7 protein-coding genes are annotated in these 15,724 nt (G+C 73.8%); 2 read left to right on the forward strand and 5 right to left on the reverse strand.

What is annotated here, in order from left to right; all coding sequences use genetic code 11:
• Positions 1 to 25: 25 nt before the first annotated feature.
• Positions 26 to 1,345, forward strand: coding sequence for an MFS transporter (locus BLQ62_RS03075; RefSeq protein WP_068564772.1), 1,320 nt, complete (start codon positions 26 to 28; stop codon positions 1,343 to 1,345).
• An 88-nt stretch (positions 1,346 to 1,433) separates the two neighbouring features.
• Here BLQ62_RS03075 and BLQ62_RS03080 read toward each other — a convergent pair whose 3' ends face one another.
• Complete coding sequence (locus BLQ62_RS03080; RefSeq protein WP_083350786.1) at positions 1,434 to 11,747, reverse strand: hypothetical protein; 10,314 nt, start codon at positions 11,745 to 11,747, stop codon at positions 1,434 to 1,436.
• A 211-nt stretch (positions 11,748 to 11,958) separates the two neighbouring features.
• Entirely contained in the window at positions 11,959 to 12,537 is a 579-nt protein-coding gene (gene mug / locus BLQ62_RS03085) for a G/U mismatch-specific DNA glycosylase (RefSeq protein ID WP_068565011.1), read from the reverse strand.
• Positions 12,538 to 12,582: 45 nt separating this feature from the next.
• Between mug and BLQ62_RS03090 the strand changes: the two genes are divergently transcribed.
• Positions 12,583 to 13,107: a nuclear transport factor 2 family protein gene (locus BLQ62_RS03090; protein ID WP_068532159.1), complete on the forward strand. Its 525-nt coding sequence runs from the start codon at positions 12,583 to 12,585 to the stop codon at positions 13,105 to 13,107.
• Here the strand turns inward: BLQ62_RS03090 and BLQ62_RS03095 are convergent.
• The 3 genes from BLQ62_RS03095 to BLQ62_RS24330 are packed head-to-tail and all read right to left on the reverse strand — an operon-like array spanning position 13,080 to position 15,716.
• Positions 13,080 to 14,039: an ABC transporter ATP-binding protein gene (locus BLQ62_RS03095; RefSeq protein WP_068565008.1), complete on the reverse strand. Its 960-nt coding sequence runs from the start codon at positions 14,037 to 14,039 to the stop codon at positions 13,080 to 13,082. The two genes, BLQ62_RS03090 and BLQ62_RS03095, sit on opposite strands and share 28 nt — an antisense overlap.
• Positions 14,036 to 14,863, reverse strand: a complete 828-nt coding sequence (locus BLQ62_RS03100; protein WP_068565006.1) for an ABC transporter permease — start codon at positions 14,861 to 14,863, stop codon at positions 14,036 to 14,038. The genes BLQ62_RS03095 and BLQ62_RS03100 overlap by 4 nt, the downstream gene beginning before the upstream one ends.
• Positions 14,856 to 15,716, reverse strand: coding sequence for an ABC transporter permease (locus BLQ62_RS24330; RefSeq protein ID WP_068565004.1), 861 nt, complete (start codon positions 15,714 to 15,716; stop codon positions 14,856 to 14,858). The genes BLQ62_RS03100 and BLQ62_RS24330 overlap by 8 nt, the downstream gene beginning before the upstream one ends.
• Positions 15,717 to 15,724: the final 8 nt, after the last annotated feature.

Genomic DNA, 15,724 nt, shown 5'->3' on the forward strand with positions numbered 1-15,724 from the left:
TGTGGCGCCGCGTAATCTCTGCGCAATGAATCGCAGGCGGATCGTCGTCGCCTCGATGGTGGGCACCACCATCGAGTTCTTCGACTTCTACATCTACGCGACCGCAGCAGTGCTGGTCTTCCCCACCCTGTTCTTCCCGAAGGGCGACGACACGGCGGCGCTGCTCGCCTCGTTCGCGACCTTCGGGCTCGCGTTCGCGGCGCGGCCGCTGGGCTCGATCCTGTTCGGTCACTTCGGTGACCGGGTGGGGCGCAAGGCCACCCTCGTCGGATCGCTGCTCACGATGGGCATCGCGACCTTCCTCATCGGCGTGCTGCCCACCTTCGACCAGGTCGGGTACTGGGCGCCCGCGCTGCTCGCGGTGATGCGCTTCGCCCAGGGCCTGGGCCTGGGCGGGGAGTGGTCGGGAGCCGCCCTGCTGGCGACCGAGACCGCCGCGCCGGGCAAGCGCGCCTGGGCGGCGATGTGGCCCCAGCTCGGCGCACCGTTCGGCTTCTTCCTCGCCAACGGCACCTTCCTGGTGATCATGCAGCTGATGGACTTCGACTCGAAGACCTCGGCGTCGAACCACGCGTTCATGACCTGGGGCTGGCGCATCCCCTTCCTCGCCTCCGCGGTGATGGTGATCGTCGGCCTGTACGTCCGGCTCAAGCTCACCGAGACCCCCGTCTTCGCGAAGGCCGTCGAGGAGGGCAAGAAGGTCAAGGCCCCGCTGGGCGAGGTCCTGCGTACCGCGTGGCGCCCGCTCATCATCGGCACCTTCGTCATGGTGGCCACGTACACCCTGTTCTACCTGGTGACCACGTGGATCGTCTCCTACGGCACCGGCAAGGTGGTGGACAAGTCCGGCGTGAAGCTGGGCATCTCCTACATCGACTTCCTGCAGATGCAGCTCATCGCGGTGGTCTTCTTCGCGATCTTCGTCGCCGTCTCCGGGCATCTCGCCGACCGCGTCGGTCGCCGGACGGTGCTCATCGTGGTGACGCTGGCGATCATCGCGTACGGGCTCTCCTTCCAGTGGATCCTCGACCCGTCGACCACGACGCAGGGCACGATGCTCGCCGTCCTCATCGCGGGCCTGACCCTGATGGGCCTGACCTTCGGACCGATGAGCGCCGTGCTGCCGGAGCTGTTCGCCACCAACGTGCGGTACACGGGCAGCGGCATCGCCTACAACTTCGCGTCGATCCTGGGCGCCGCCATCGCGCCGTTCATCGCCACCTGGCTGGTCAGCGATTACGGCGTCGGCTGGGTCGGCGTCTATCTGGCGCTGGCCGGCCTCTCCACCCTGATCGCGCTGATCGTCATGAAGGAGACGCGCGACGTGGAGCTCGACAAGGTCTGATCGACCGCGCGCCGCCGGTGACGGTGGCGACGGGGCACCGACGGCGACGGCGCCGACCACTGGTCGGCGCCGTCGTGCGTGGTGCGGGTCAGCCCGCGGTGACCGGGGAGTCCGAGTCGGAGGACGAGTCGGCGGTGGAATCCCCTGCGCCGGAGGCATCCGTATCCGACGACGCCCCGGAGCCGGAGGTCGCGTCCGACCCGGACGAGTCCGCGCCGCCCGTCCCCGCACCGCTCGTGCTCGGGGCGTCCGCGCTCGAGCCCGATCCGCTCGTGTCGGCCCCGCCGGACGGGCTCGTGGCCGCGCCGCCGGGCGCATCGGAGGTGCCCCGATCCGAGCTGCCGGAGCCGGACCCGTTCGTCCCGGTGCTCGACGGGGAATCCGTCGACGGTGCCGGAAGCTCCGGCTGCGTCGCGGTCGCACCGCTCGAACCCGTGGTCGTTGACGCCTTCTCGGCGGCATCGGCCGCGGCCTTGGCCTCGGCCGCCGCCTTCTCGGCCGCCGCCCTGTCCTGCGCGGAGCGGTCCACGGCGGGCTTGTCGACCGGCGTGCGCGCGGCCTCGGCGGCGGCGCGGTCGGCCGCGGCCTTGGCCTCGGCCGCCTTCTCCGCCGCTGTCCGTGCGGCCGCCTCACCGTCCTGCGTGCCGGTGCCCGCGGCCTCGGCCTCCTTCGCTGCTGTTGCTTGGTCGGCGGCGGCTTTGTCTGCTGCGGCTTTCTGGGCGGCGGCGTTGTCTGCCATGGCTTTGTCGATGGCGGCCTTGTCGGCGGCGTTCTTCTCGGCGGTGGCTTGGGCGGCTGCTGCTTGGTCGGCGGCGTTCTTGGCGGTGTCGGCCTTGGTCGCTGCGTCCTGTTGGGCTGCTGCGGCGTCGGCGGCTGCCTTGTCGGCTGCTGCTTGGGTGGCGGCGGCCTGTTCGGCGGTGGCGGTGGCCTGGGCGGCTTGTTCGGTGGCTGCGGCCTGTTTGGCGTCGGCGTCCTGTTGTGCGGTGGTGGCCTTCTCGGCTGCTGCGGTCTTGTCCGCGGCGGTCTGGTCGGCTGCCTGCTTGGCGGTGGTGGCCTGTTCGGCTGCGGCGGTGGCGGCGTCGGCTGCTGCCTGGTCCGCTGCGGCCTTCTCGGCTGCCTGGGTGGCGGCGTCGGTGGCGTTGCGTTGTGCGGTGGCGGCGTCGGCGGCGGACTTGTCGGCCTGGGCCTGCGCTTGGGCGGAGGCGTCGGCTGCTGCCTGGTCCGCGGCGGCTTTCTCGGCTGCCTGGGTGGCGGCGTCGGTGGCGTTGCGTTGTGCGGTGGCGGCGTCGGCGGCGGACTTGTCGGCCTGGGCTTGGGCTTCTGCGGAGTTCGCTGCGTTCTGCTTGTCCGCGGTTGCCTTGTCCTGGGCGGCCTTTGCTGCGGCTGCGGCGTCGGCTGCTTGCTGGTCGGCGGCGGCGCGTTCGGTGGCGGCCTTCTCGGCTGCCTGCTTGGCGGTGTCGGCTGCGGTCTTGTCCGCGGTTGCCTTGTCCTGGGCGGTCTTCGCTGCGGCTGCGGTGTCGGCTGCTTGCTGGTCGGCGGCGGCGCGTTCGGTGGCGGCCTTGTCGGCTGCGGTCTTCGCTGCGTCGGCGGCGTCGGCGGCCTTGGTGGCGGCGTCGGCTGCTGCCTGATCGGCGGTGGCGGCGTCCTGCAGTGCCTTCGCGGCGTCGGCCGCTGCCTTGTCCGCGGCGGCCTTCTCGGCGGCCGCTTGCTGCGCGGCGGCGGTCGTCGAGGCTGCTCGGTCGGCGGCGGCCTTGGCCGCCTGCTCGGCGTCCTGCTGTGCCTGCGCTGCGTCGGCGGCGACCTTGTCGGCTGCTGCCTTCTCCGCGGCGGCCTTGTCCGCGGTTGCCCGTGTGGCGGTCGCTGCGTCGGCGGCGGCCTGGGCGGCGTCGGTGGCACGGGTCTGTGCTGCTGCGGCGTCGGCCTGTGCCTTGTCGGCGGCGGTCTTCGCGGCGTCGGCGTCGGCGGCGGCCTGGGTGGCGGCGGCTGCCTTGTCCGCGGCGAGCTTCTCCGCAGCGGTCGCTGCGTCGGTGTTGCCGGCGGCGGTGGTAGCGGCTTCGCGGGCCTTCGCGGCGTCGGCGGCGGCGCGGTCGGCGTCGGCCTTGGCCTTGTCGGCTGCGGTCTTCGCGGCGTCCGCGGCTGCGGTGGCGGTGGCGGCGGCTGCGGCCTTGTCGGTCGCCTCCTTCGCTGCTGTTGCTTGGTCGGCGGCGGCTTTGTCTGCTGCGGCTTTCTGGGCGGCGGCGTTGTCTGCCATGGCTTTGTCGATGGCGGCCTTGTCGGCGGCGTTCTTCTCGGCGGTGGCTTGGGCGGCTGCTGCTTGGTCGGCGGCGTTCTTGGCGGTGTCGGCCTTGGTCGCTGCGTCCTGTTGGGCTGCTGCGGCGTCGGCGGCTGCCTTGTCGGCTGCTGCTTGGGTGGCGGCGGCCTGTTCGGCGGTGGCGGTGGCCTGGGCGGCTTGTTCGGTGGCTGCGGCCTGTTTGGCGTCGGCGTCCTGTTGTGCGGTGGTGGCCTTCTCGGCTGCTGCGGTCTTGTCCGCGGCGGTCTGGTCGGCTGCCTGCTTGGCGGTGGTGGCCTGTTCGGCTGCGGCGGTGGCGGCGTCGGCTGCTGCCTGGTCCGCTGCGGCCTTCTCGGCTGCCTGGGTGGCGGCGTCGGTGGCGTTGCGTTGTGCGGTGGCGGCGTCGGCGGCGGACTTGTCGGCCTGGGCCTGCGCTTGGGCGGAGGCGTCGGCTGCTGCCTGGTCCGCGGCGGCTTTCTCGGCTGCCTGGGTGGCGGCGTCGGTGGCGTTGCGTTGTGCGGTGGCGGCGTCGGCGGCGGACTTGTCGGCCTGGGCTTGGGCTTCTGCGGAGTTCGCTGCGTTCTGCTTGTCCGCGGTTGCCTTGTCCTGGGCGGCCTTTGCTGCGGCTGCGGCGTCGGCTGCTTGCTGGTCGGCGGCGGCGCGTTCGGTGGCGGCCTTCTCGGCTGCCTGCTTGGCGGTGTCGGCTGCGGTCTTGTCCGCGGTTGCCTTGTCCTGGGCGGTCTTCGCTGCGGCTGCGGTGTCGGCTGCTTGCTGGTCGGCGGCGGCGCGTTCGGTGGCGGCCTTGTCGGCTGCGGTCTTCGCTGCGTCGGCGGCGTCGGCGGCCTTGGTGGCGGCGTCGGCTGCTGCCTGATCGGCGGTGGCGGCGTCCTGCAGTGCCTTCGCGGCGTCGGCCGCTGCCTTGTCCGCGGCGGCCTTCTCGGCGGCCGCTTGCTGCGCGGCGGCGGTCGTCGAGGCTGCTCGGTCGGCGGCGGCCTTGGCCGCCTGCTCGGCGTCCTGCTGTGCCTGCGCTGCGTCGGCGGCGACCTTGTCGGCTGCTGCCTTCTCCGCGGCGGCCTTGTCCGCGGTTGCCCGTGTGGCGGTCGCTGCGTCGGCGGCGGCCTGGGCGGCGTCGGTGGCACGGGTCTGTGCTGCTGCGGCGTCGGCCTGTGCCTTGTCGGCGGCGGTCTTCGCGGCGTCGGCGTCGGCGGCGGCCTGGGTGGCGGCGGCTGCCTTGTCCGCGGCGAGCTTCTCCGCAGCGGTCGCTGCGTCGGTGTTGCCGGCGGCGGTGGTAGCGGCTTCGCGGGCCTTCGCGGCGTCGGCGGCGGCGCGGTCGGCGTCGGCCTTGGCCTTGTCGGCTGCGGTCTTCGCGGCGTCCGCGGCTGCGGTGGCGGTGGCGGCGGCTGCGGCCTTGTCGGTCGCCTCCTTCGCTGCTGTTGCTTGCTCGAGTGCCGACTTCTCCGCAGCGATCCTGTCGGCCTCCGCCCGGTTCACTGCGTCCGTGCCCGCCTTCGCGGCATCGGCCGCGGCCTGCGCCGCGGTCCGGGCTTCGTCCTCGGCGGTCGCCTGGTCGGCGGCGGCCCGCTGCGCGGTGGCCGTATCCGTCGCGACGCGCTCGGCCGCAGCGCCCGCTGCAGCGTCCGCCTCGCGCTGCGCAGTCGCCGCCTCGGCGGCGGCGGTATCGGCCGCTGCCTTCTCGGCGAGCGCCTTCTCGGCGGCGGTCCGTGCGGCGGACTCGTTCTCGGCGGCGGCCCGCGCGGCCGCCGCAGCGGCATCTCCGGTCGCCGCGGCCTCGGTGGCGGCCTTCTCGGCGGCCGCCTGCGCAGTCGCGGCGGCCTCGGCGGCGGCCTGGTCCGCAGCGGCCTTGTCGGCCGCGGCCTGCGCGGTCCGGGCCTTGTCGGCGGCGGTCGTCTCGGCGGCGTCCCGCGCCGCGGCGGCGAGCTGCGCGTCGCGGTCGGCGGCGGCCGCGGCGTCAGCGGCCTGCTGGTCGGCGGTGCCCTTCTCCGTGGCGATCCTCGCGGCCTCGACGGCCTTCTGCTGCGCGGCGTTCGCCTCGGCCGCCGCCTCGTCGGCGGCGGCGCGGGCGGCATCCGCGGCGGCCCGATCGGCCGCGGCCTTGTCGGTGGCCGCCTTGGCCGCGGCGTCGGCGCTCTGCCGGGCGGCGGCCGCGGCAGCCACTGCCTTATCGGCCGCTGCCCTGTCTGCTGCTGCCTTGTCGGCTGCGGCACGGGCCGTGGTCGCCTGGGCGGTGGCGACCCGTGCCGCATCGGCGGCCTTCTGCTCCGCGGCCGCGGCATCGGCCGCCACCTTGTCCGCCGCCGTCTTCGCTGCGGCGGACTGCTGCTGGGCGGCCTTGGCGGCGGTCTCCTTCTGCGCCGCCGCCGTCGCGGCCGCGGCAGCGGCGGAGGTGATGGCGGCTCGTTCGAGCGCGGTGGCCTCGGCGGCGGCCTTGCTCGCGGCGAGCCTGTCGGCAGCCGCCTTCGCGGCCGCGGCGGAGTCGTTCGGATTCGCCGCGGCGTACGCCGCGGACTTGTCCGCCGCGGCCTGCAGCGCTGCGGCCTTGTCCTTCGCCGTACGGACCGCGGGATCGTCGTAGGCGACAGGTCCCACTGCCGCGGCTGAGCGATCCGCAGTCGTCTGCGCGGCGGTGGCCTTCTCCGTCGCCGTGGTCAGCGCGGCATCGGCCGTCTGCTTGGTGGCGTTCGCCCCGGCCAGCGTGTCCTGCGACACGGTATAGGCGGCGGCGGCCGACGTGGATTGGTTCGACGCGGTGGTGGCGGCTGCCGTTGCGGTGGTCGACGCGCTCTGCGCGACGTTGTTGCGGGCGATCGCATCGTTGAGCGCCGCCTGCGCGGCGGCGAGATTGGCACGCTCCGTGCGGTACGCCCCGAGGAGCTCCCAGAACGGGGAGAAGATGCTGCCGCCGGTCGCGGCGCGCAGTTCGTTTTCCCGCTGCGTCACCAGCGCCTGCGCGGCACTGACATCGGCGGCCGTCCTGGTGGCGGTGGCCTGCGCCTGTTGCGCGGCCGTGACCGCTGCGGCGGCCTTGGCCTGCGCCTGCTGCAGAGCTGTCGCGCTGGTCTGGGCGGCGCGCTGCGCGTCCTGCTGCGCGCGGGCGGCATCGGCCGCGGCCTGGCTCGCCGCCGCCTGCTGGGAAGCGGCGACCGCGGACGTGGCGGCATCCTGCTGGGCCTTGACCGCCGCGGCGGCCGTCGCCTGCGCCTTCGCGCTGTCAGCGGTGGCCCTCTCGGCGGCGGCCTTGTCCGCGGCGGCTTTGTCGGCCGCTGCTCGCGCCGTGGCATCCGCGTCGGCGCGCGTCGCCGTGGCCGTGGCAGCGGCGCGCTCGGCTGCAGCACGGTCGGCGTCCGCTTGCGTGGCGGCCTGCTGTGCCTTCTGCGCGGTCGCCGCCGCGGTCGCCGCCGCGGCATCGGCCTCGCGCTGGCGGGTCGCCGCGGCTGCGGCGGCCTGCTGAGCGGCCACCTGTGCCGCCGCCGACGTGCGGGCGGCGTCCTCGGCGGCCGCCGCGGCATCCTTCGCGATGCGAGCGGCGTCGGTCTTGGCGGCGGCGAGTCGCTCCGCGTCGGCGCGAGCGGCATCGGCGGCCGCCTTGTCCGCCGCTGCCCGATCGGCCGCGGTGTTCGCGACGGCGGCCTTGTCGGCGGCTGCCTTCTCCGCCGCAACCTTCTCCGCCACAGCCTGATCCGCGACCGCCCGGTCGCGATCGGCTGCAGCCCGAGCGTCGGCCGAGTCCGCCGCGGCGGTGCGCGTCGCGTCGGCCTGCTCGGTGGCCTTCGTCGCTGCGGCGCTCTTCTCCGCCGCGGTGCGGGCCGCGTCGGCGGCGGCCTTCTCGGCGGCGGCCTTGTCGGCGGCGGCCGCATCGGACTCGGAGGTCTTCTGTGCGGCGTTCGCAGCGGCACGGTCGGCCGCCGCTGCCGCGGCCGCGCCGGCCTCCGCTGCGGCCGCGGCAGCGGAGTCCGCTTCCACTTGCTCCGCCTGGGACGTACGCAGGTCGTTCTGTGCGGCGGCGGTGCGCTCGGCCGCTGCGGCCGCGACTGCCGCCTTCTCGGTGGAACCGGTAGCGGCATCACGCGCGGCGGACCGAGCGGCGTCCGCCTCGGCCGCGGAACGCTCCGCGGCGGCCTTGTCGGCGGCGGCGCGGGCGTCCGCCGCCGTCTTCGCGGTCGCGGCATCCTGCGCGGCCCGCTGGGCGGCGGTGGCGGACTGATCGGCGGTGTTCCGCGTGGCGGCGGCGTTGTCAGCCGCGGTCTTGGCTGCGGCGGCCTTCTCCTCGGCGGCCTGCGCGGCCGCATCCGACTCGGCGCCGGCCTTCTCGGCTGCGGTCCTGTCCTGGGCGGCCTGCGCGGCGGCCGCGTCGGCCAGCTGCTGCGCGGTCCGGGCCGCGGCGGCGTTGTCGGCCGCCGTCGCCGCGGCGACGGTCTTCGCCGCGAGGTCCTGGTCGGCGAGGGCCCGGTTGTTGTCGGCCTGGTTCTTGGCAGTGAGCGCCTGTGCGGCAGCGGAATCGGCTGCCGCGGACTCGCTGGTCGCGGTGGCGGCACGCTCGGTGGCGGCGTCCGCCACCCGGGTCGCCTCGGCGGCGTTCTCGTCGGCCGCGGTCTTGGCTGCGGCGGCCTCCGCGGCCGCCTCCTCGGCGGCGGTGGCCTTCTGCGCTGCTTGCTGTGCGGCGGTGGTTGTGGTGGTGGCGTTGGTGGTGGCGGTGTCGAGGGTGGCGGCGGTGGTGGTTCGTTCGTCGGCGGCGCGGCGGGCGGCTGCGGCGGTGTCGGCGGCGGTTTGGTCGGCGGCCTGTTGTGCGGCGGTTTTGTCGGCGGCGTTGGTGGCGGCGTCGGCGGCCTGCTTTTCGGCGTGGGTCTGTGCGGCGGCGGATCGTTCGGCGGCTGCGGCGGTGTCGGCGGCGGTCTTGTCGGCGGCCTGTTGTGCGGCGGTTTTGTCGGCGGCGTTGGTGGCGGCGTCGGCGGCCTGCTTTTCGGCCTGGGCTTGTGCGGCGGCGGAGTCGGCGGCGGTGGCGTTGTCGGCGGTGGCCTTGTCGGCTGCTGCCGCGGCGGCGTCGCGGGCGGCGGTGGCGTCGGCGCTCGCCTCGGCGGCCTGCTTTTCGGCCTGGGCTTGTGCGGCGGCGGAGTCGGCGGCGGTGGCCTTGTCGGCCGCGGCCTTCGCTGCGGCCTGCTCGGCTGCGGCGGCAGTGGTGGTGGCCTGGGTGGTGGCGTCGGCGGCTGCCTTGTCGGCGGCGGTCTTGTCGGCGGCTGCCTTCTCGGCGGTGGCCCGGTCCTCGGCTGCCTTGTCGGCGGCGGTCTGGCGTTCGGTTTCGCGCTGGGCGGCTGCGGCGTCGGCGGCCTGCTTTTCTGCGGTGGCCTTCTCGGCGGCCTGCTTCGCGTCGGCTGCGGTGGCGGTGGCGTCGTTGAGGCGGTCGATGGCGTCGGTTGCTGCCTGGTCGGCGGCGGATCGGGCCTTCTCGGCTGCGGTCTTCGCGGCGGCGGCGTCGGTTGCTGCCTGGTCGGCGGCGGCCTTGGTGGCCTGTGCGGTGGCCAGCTTCTCGGCTGCGGTCGTGGCGGCGGCGGTGTCGTTCGCGGCTTGTTCGTCTGCGGCGGCGCGGTCCTGGCTCGCCTTCTCCGCGGCCGCCTGCGCCTGAGCCTGCGCCTGCTGCGCCGCGGTGAGCTCATCGGCCGCGGTCTTCGCTGTCGCGGCGGCGTCCTGCGCGGCCTTGATCGCCGACGCCGCGGCCTGCTCGGCCGCCTTCTGCTCGGCGACGGCCTGCTCTGCGGCGGACCGCGTCTCCGACTCCGCTGCAGAAGCGGCGCGCGCCTCGGTGGCGCGGGAGTCGGCGATCGCGACGGCCTCCGCCTTGTCCCGGGCGGCCTGCGCGGCGGCCGCGTCGGCCAGCTGCTGCGCGGTCAGGGCCGCGGCGGCGTTGTCGGCCGCCGTCGTGGCGGCCTCGGTCTTCGTGGCGAGATCCTGGTCGGCCACGGCCTTCGCGGCATCGGCATCCTTCTTGGCCGCCTGCGACTGATCCGCAGCCGCCGCGGCGGCTGCGGCATCAGCGGCGGCCGACCTCGCCCGGTCGGCGGCGTTCATCGCCGTCGTGGCGGCGTCGGCGGCCTTCTGGTCCGCGGTGGCCTTCTCAGCGGCCGCCTGGTTCGCGGCAGTGGTTGCGGCGGTGGCCTTCTGCGCTGCTTGCTGTGCGGCGGTGGTTGTGGTGGTGGCGTTGGTGGTGGCGGTGTCGAGGGTGGCGGCGGTGGTGGTTCGTTCGTCGGCGGCGCGGCGGGCGGCTGCGGCGGTGTCGGCGGCGGTTTGGTCGGCGGCCTGTTGTGCGGCGGTTTTGTCGGCGGCGTTGGTGGCGGCGTCGGCGGCCTGCTTTTCGGCGTGGGTCTGTGCGGCGGCGGATCGTTCGGCGGCTGCGGCGGTGTCGGCGGCGGTCTTGTCGGCGGCCTGTTGTGCGGCGGTTTTGTCGGCGGCGTTGGTGGCGGCGTCGGCGGCCTGCTTTTCGGCCTGGGCTTGTGCGGCGGCGGAGTCGGCGGCGGTGGCGTTGTCGGCGGTGGCCTTGTCGGCTGCTGCCGCGGCGGCGTCGCGGGCGGCGGTGGCGTCGGCGCTCGCCTCGGCGGCCTGCTTTTCGGCCTGGGCTTGTGCGGCGGCGGAGTCGGCGGCGGTGGCCTTGTCGGCCGCGGCCTTCGCTGCGGCCTGCTCGGCTGCGGCGGCAGTGGTGGTGGCCTGGGTGGTGGCGTCGGCGGCTGCCTTGTCGGCGGCGGTCTTGTCGGCGGCTGCCTTCTCGGCGGTGGCCCGGTCCTCGGCTGCCTTGTCGGCGGCGGTCTGGCGTTCGGTTTCGCGCTGGGCGGCTGCGGCGTCGGCGGCCTGCTTTTCTGCGGTGGCCTTCTCGGCGGCCTGCTTCGCGTCGGCTGCGGTGGCGGTGGCGTCGTTGAGGCGGTCGATGGCGTCGGTTGCTGCCTGGTCGGCGGCGGATCGGGCCTTCTCGGCTGCGGTCTTCGCGGCGGCGGCGGCGGTTGCTGCCTGGTCGGCGGCGGCCTTGGTGGCCTGTGCGGTGGCCAGCTTCTCGGCTGCGGTCGTGGCGGCGGCGGTGTCGTTCGCGGCTTGTTCGTCTGCGGCGGCGCGGTCCTGGCTCGCCTTCTCCGCGGCCGCCTGCGCCTGCTCAGCGGCCGCGGTGGCGGCGGCGAGGCGCTCGTCGGCCTTCTTCACGGCCTCCGCGGTCGCGGACTGGTTCGCGCGGGCGGCCTCGACGGCCTTGCGGGCCCGCTCCGCCTCGCGCGCAGCCCAATCCGCGGCGATCCGCGCACCGAGCGCGTTGGCGCGCGCCTGTGCCGCCCAGTCGACACCGGGAATGCTCACGGGGGAGCGGAGATCGAAGTATCCGCCGATACCGAAGCCGAACCCGATTCCGGGGCCCAGGCCGATGCCGAAGCCGATGCCGGCGCCGAGGCGCAGGGTGCCGTCGGGGGCGTAGCCCAAACCGGCGCCCGCGCCGAAGCCGATGCCGTACCCGGGGGCGAGCCCCAGGCTCACTCCGCCGCCGAGACCGTAGGGGAGGTACGGGCCGAATCCGGGCGTGATCCCGAGCTGGAAGCCGGGCGTGAAGCCGTAGCCCGAGTTGAAGCCCGCGCCGAGGCCCGCGCCGGAACCGAAGCCGAAGCCGTTGCCGAGCCCGGCGCCCAGACCTGCACCGGCACCGAAGCCGAGGCCCGGCCCCACCCCGACACCTGCGCCGATGCCGAAACCCGGACCGCGCGAGGGTGCGCCCACGCCGATCCACGGGCCGAGTCCGATCTGCCCGAAGTCCGCGGCATTGGAGATGACGTACCTGCCGTTGCTGGTGAAACCGCCGATCGCGAACCCGCAGCTCAGGTCGAGCGGCGAGCTTGCGCCGCGCGCGCCCAGCCAGACCAGGCGGGTCGGGTAGCACTGTGCGCCGGACCCCGTCACGGAGCTCCGCCCGCTTGCGGCGCTCGTCGGCACCTGCACGCTGAACGGCGCGCCGCCGGAGACCGAGATCGCCGAGGTCAGAACCTCACGGCCACCTGCCTCGGCATCCGCCTGCGCGGAGGCGAGTCCGAGCGAGGTCGAGGTCATCATTCCGACGACGGTGGTGGTGGCTGCAGCGGCACGGGCGATCGACATGTGTACGGTCCTGGTTCGGAGGAAATGCGCCGGTGGGAGATGCAGCGCAGTACATAGTGTGATTGCACACAGATCCGCCGTCCAGAATTTGCAATGGAACGCATGAAATCTTGATCTAGTTTTTGAATTGATCTTTCAAATGCAGATTGCCTCGAACGGGCATTCGTTCTACGAGGCAGGATTCCATGGTTTGTTCGTTAGCAATAGATTGTTATTCGCGCAGTCTCCCCGGTACCCCCGCAGCATCGGCCGCGGCGCGGTACGCCCTGGCCAGGCTCGCTACCGTCTCGTGCGCGTTGAGCCCGCTCGGGTTCGGCAGCACCCACACCTCAGCATCGGCGATGTCGTCGGGCTGGCGTCCCGGGACGGCTTTCGGGCGGTCGAACGCAGTGCGATACGCGGTGATGCCGAGGACCGCGAGGACCCGTGGTCGCACGTCCGCGACCCGCGCGAGCAGCTGCGCACCGCCGTCGTGCAGCTCGGCGGCCGTGAGCTCGCTCGCCTTCGCCGTCGCCCGGGGCGCGACGTTGGTGATGCCGACCCCCGCGTCGACGAGGGCGTTCCGGTCGGCGAAACTCATCCCGTCCGAGGCGTCGATGACGTGATCGACGATCCCCGCCGCGTACAGCGCGGGGTAGAAGCGGTTGCCCGGCCGCGCGAAATGCGCGCCGGTCGCCGCGGTCCACAGGCCCGGGTTGATGCCGGAGAACAGCAGCCGGCAATCGGGGCCGAGGAGGTCGGGCACCGTCGTGTCCGAGTAGGCGAGGAGTTGTTCGCGGGTGAAGCCCATGCGTTACTGCCTACCGTGCCGCACCCGCGTGGTCCACTGGGGGGCATGACCGTCGACGATCTGCTCGCGCGCGCCGCGATCCACGACGTGGTGCTGCGCTACTGCCGCGGCATCGACCGCCTCGATCCCGAAGCCGTGCGCGCCTGCTACCACCCGGGCGCCGTCGACCACCACACCGGATTCGACGGTCCCGTCGAGGAATACGTTGCGTGGGTGCGCGGACAGCTCGCCTCGCTCGGCGGCACGCACCACCAGGTCGGCAACCACCTGTGTGAGCTCGCGGACGACGTCGCGGTCGTCGAGACCTACTGCACCGCAACGCACTGGTCCGCGCCGGACGCGGAACTGCAGGCCTACCTGACGCTCGGTGTGCGCTACGTGGACCGGTTCGAGCGCCGGGCCGGACGGTGGGCCATCGCCGAACGGTGGGCGGTCACGGACTGGACCCGGTGGGAGAAGGACCTGACGGGACCGCTCGGCGTGCCGGAGGCGGGGCCGCCGCCCGCGCGCGACGGGGGCGACCCGATCGACGTGCTCCGCGCTCAGGTGTTCGGCCGCGACCTCTCGTAGAGCCTGCGCACGACGTCCTCGATGTCCGGCTCGTCGACGGTCAGGTCGCGCACCGTCGCCCGCTCCGCGACGGCCGCGAGGACCTGCGGCAGCGGCGCGCTCAGCTCCAGGCGCTGGCGCAGGCCCCCGCCCTCGCTGGCGAGGTGCCGCGCACCGTCGACGTGCAGGTCCGGAGTGGGCCGGTCCAGGTCGAGCACGAGCACCCGGGCGGCGCCGACGGTGCCGATCAGCCCGTCCAGGCCGCCGTCGAAGGCGGTGCGCCCGTGATCGACCACCAGGATCCGCTCGCACAGCCGCTCCACGTCGCCCATGTCGTGCGTGGTGAGCAGCAGGGTGAGCCCGCGCTCGGCGCGTTCGGCGATGAGGAACTCGCGCAGGCGCTGCTTGCTGAGCACATCGAGACCGATGGTGGGCTCGTCGAGGATGAGCAGCTCCGGCGAATGCATCAGCGACGCGGCGACTTCCGCGCGCATCCGCTCGCCGAGGCTGAGCTGGCGCACCGGCCGGTCCAGGTAGTCGCCCAGTTCGAGTTGTTCGATGAGCCGGTCGGAGCGCTCCTTCGCGATAGCGTCGGGGAGGCGGTGCACGGCGGCGAGGATCTCCAGCGACCGGCCGGTGGGCAGGTCCCACCACAGCTGCGACCGCTGCCCGAAGACCACGCCCACCCGCCGGGCCACGTCGCGCCGCCGGGCCAGGGGGTCGAGCCCCACGGTGCGTACCGTCCCCGACGTGGGCACGAGGATGCCCATGAGCATCTTGATCGTCGTCGATTTCCCGGCGCCGTTCGCGCCGATGTACCCGACGGATTCGCCCGGCGCGACCGTGAGATCGAGGTGGTCGACGGCCGTCGTCACGGTCTTGGTACGCCCGTTCCATCCACGCTTGACGAAGGTCCGGGTCAGTCCCCGTGTCTCGATGATGTGATCGCTCATCCGCCCGCTCCCCGGTAGTGCCGTAGTCCCCACCGCCATGTCGCGCCCGCCAGCAGGACCGCCCACGCGGTGGCCAGCGGCAGCGCCCACGCCAGCTCCGGCCGGAAGAGCCCGTCGCCGGGCAACCCCAGGATGAACAGAGCCGGAAGGTATCCCGTGAACGCGAGCGGCAGCACGAAGCCGAAGGTCACCTTGATCGCGCCCGGCCACACCGACGCGGGCTGCGTGGCGGCGTAGCGGCCGCCGTAGACGAACGAGCTGGTGAACTCGGCGCCGTTGACCAGGACGAACTGCAATCCGGCGGCGATCACGAAGACCGCCGAGTAGATGATCGGCCCGCACACCAGCGCCAGCGCCAGCATGCCGACGGTGCCCGGCCCCCAGGCGATGTCGTTGTGCGTCAGGGCGTAGCCGAGCGCGACCAGGCTCACCGCGGGCCGGGTCACCCGGTGGATGCGGATGTCGCTGGTCATGAGCTGCAACAGGATCGGCTGCGGCCGCAGGTAGAACACGTCGATGGTGCCGGCCCGCACGTAGCGCGGCAGCTTGTCCAGGTGCCCGAACAGGATGTCCGCGGTGCAGAAGGAGAGATCGGCCAGCGCGAAGACCAGCAGCACGGACGAGAAGGTCAGTCCGCCGATCACCTTCGCGTTGTGGAACAGGAGCCACACCTCGGCCAGCTCCACCAGGCCGAGCAGCAGCGCGGCGAACAGGTCCATCCCCAGCGAGGCCCGGTAACTCACCTGCGCCTGCACGCGGGAGGTCAGCACGGCGCGGTACGGCGCGAGCGGCCCGGGGCGCGCGGTGGAGGCGGGGTCAGCCACCCTGCACCTCCAGGCGTCGTCGACCCGCCGCCGTGAGGGCCTGGCCCAGGGCGAGCACCGCCACCGTCCACCCCGCCTGGACCGTGACGGCGACCAGGCCCGCACCGGCGTCGATGCGGCCGGAGAGGATGTCGCACGGCGGCATGATGATCCACCCGAACGGCGTGAACTCGGCGACCCGGGTCAGCCAGTCCGGGAACAGGCCGACCGGCACGAACATGCCCATGAGGAAGGTGCCGACCACCACGTAGAACATCTGGATGCCGCGGGTGTCCACGACCCAGAATCCGAGGATCTGCACGCAGTACAGTAGCGCCTGCGCGAGCACGATGGAGAGCAGGATGCTCACCGCGGCGAGCGGATACGCCGCGATCTCGCCCGCCCAGGCCATCATCGACGTCGCGGAGCCGATCACCACGAGTGGCAGCGCCCGCGGGATGAGCGAGTAGACCGCTCCGCCGAGCACCGTCGCGAGCGTGGCGAACTGGACGTTGAGGGGGCGCAGGAAGTCGACGGCGATGTCACCGGTGCGGATCCGCTCGGCGAGGGCACCGTCGCCGCCGAACGCGCCGATCGCGGTCAGCAGGCCCTGCGAGAGGAAGATGTAACTCACCATGAGCTCCGGTGTGTACCCGCCCGCCGTCCCGCCCGCCCCGGTCAGTGTGGCGAGCAGGATCGCCATTTTGACGAAGCCGAACACGGAGTTGGTGAACACCCCGGCGACCGCGGCGCTCAGGTACGTGGACTGCTGGCGGAATCCGGCCACCGTCAGCCGTGCGTACGGCAGGCCCTCGGCACGGACGGCGAGGAGGGCGGCACGCCCGGGAACTGCGGCCGCGGATGGCGACGACACAGCTACCG

It is taken from the genome of Tsukamurella pulmonis, assembly GCF_900103175.1.
GTDB classification, from domain to species: domain Bacteria; phylum Actinomycetota; class Actinomycetes; order Mycobacteriales; family Mycobacteriaceae; genus Tsukamurella; species Tsukamurella pulmonis.

Coding starts and splice junctions, on each gene's coding strand:
- BLQ62_RS03090 (WP_068532159.1), top strand. CDS start 12,583: ATGACCGTCGACGATCTGCTCGCGCGCGCCGCGATCCACGACGTGGTG.
- mug (WP_068565011.1), bottom strand. CDS start 12,537: ATGGGCTTCACCCGCGAACAACTCCTCGCCTACTCGGACACGACGGTG.
- BLQ62_RS03080 (WP_083350786.1), bottom strand. CDS start 11,747: ATGTCGATCGCCCGTGCCGCTGCAGCCACCACCACCGTCGTCGGAATG.
- BLQ62_RS03075 (WP_068564772.1), top strand. CDS start 26: ATGAATCGCAGGCGGATCGTCGTCGCCTCGATGGTGGGCACCACCATC.
- BLQ62_RS03095 (WP_068565008.1), bottom strand. CDS start 14,039: ATGAGCGATCACATCATCGAGACACGGGGACTGACCCGGACCTTCGTC.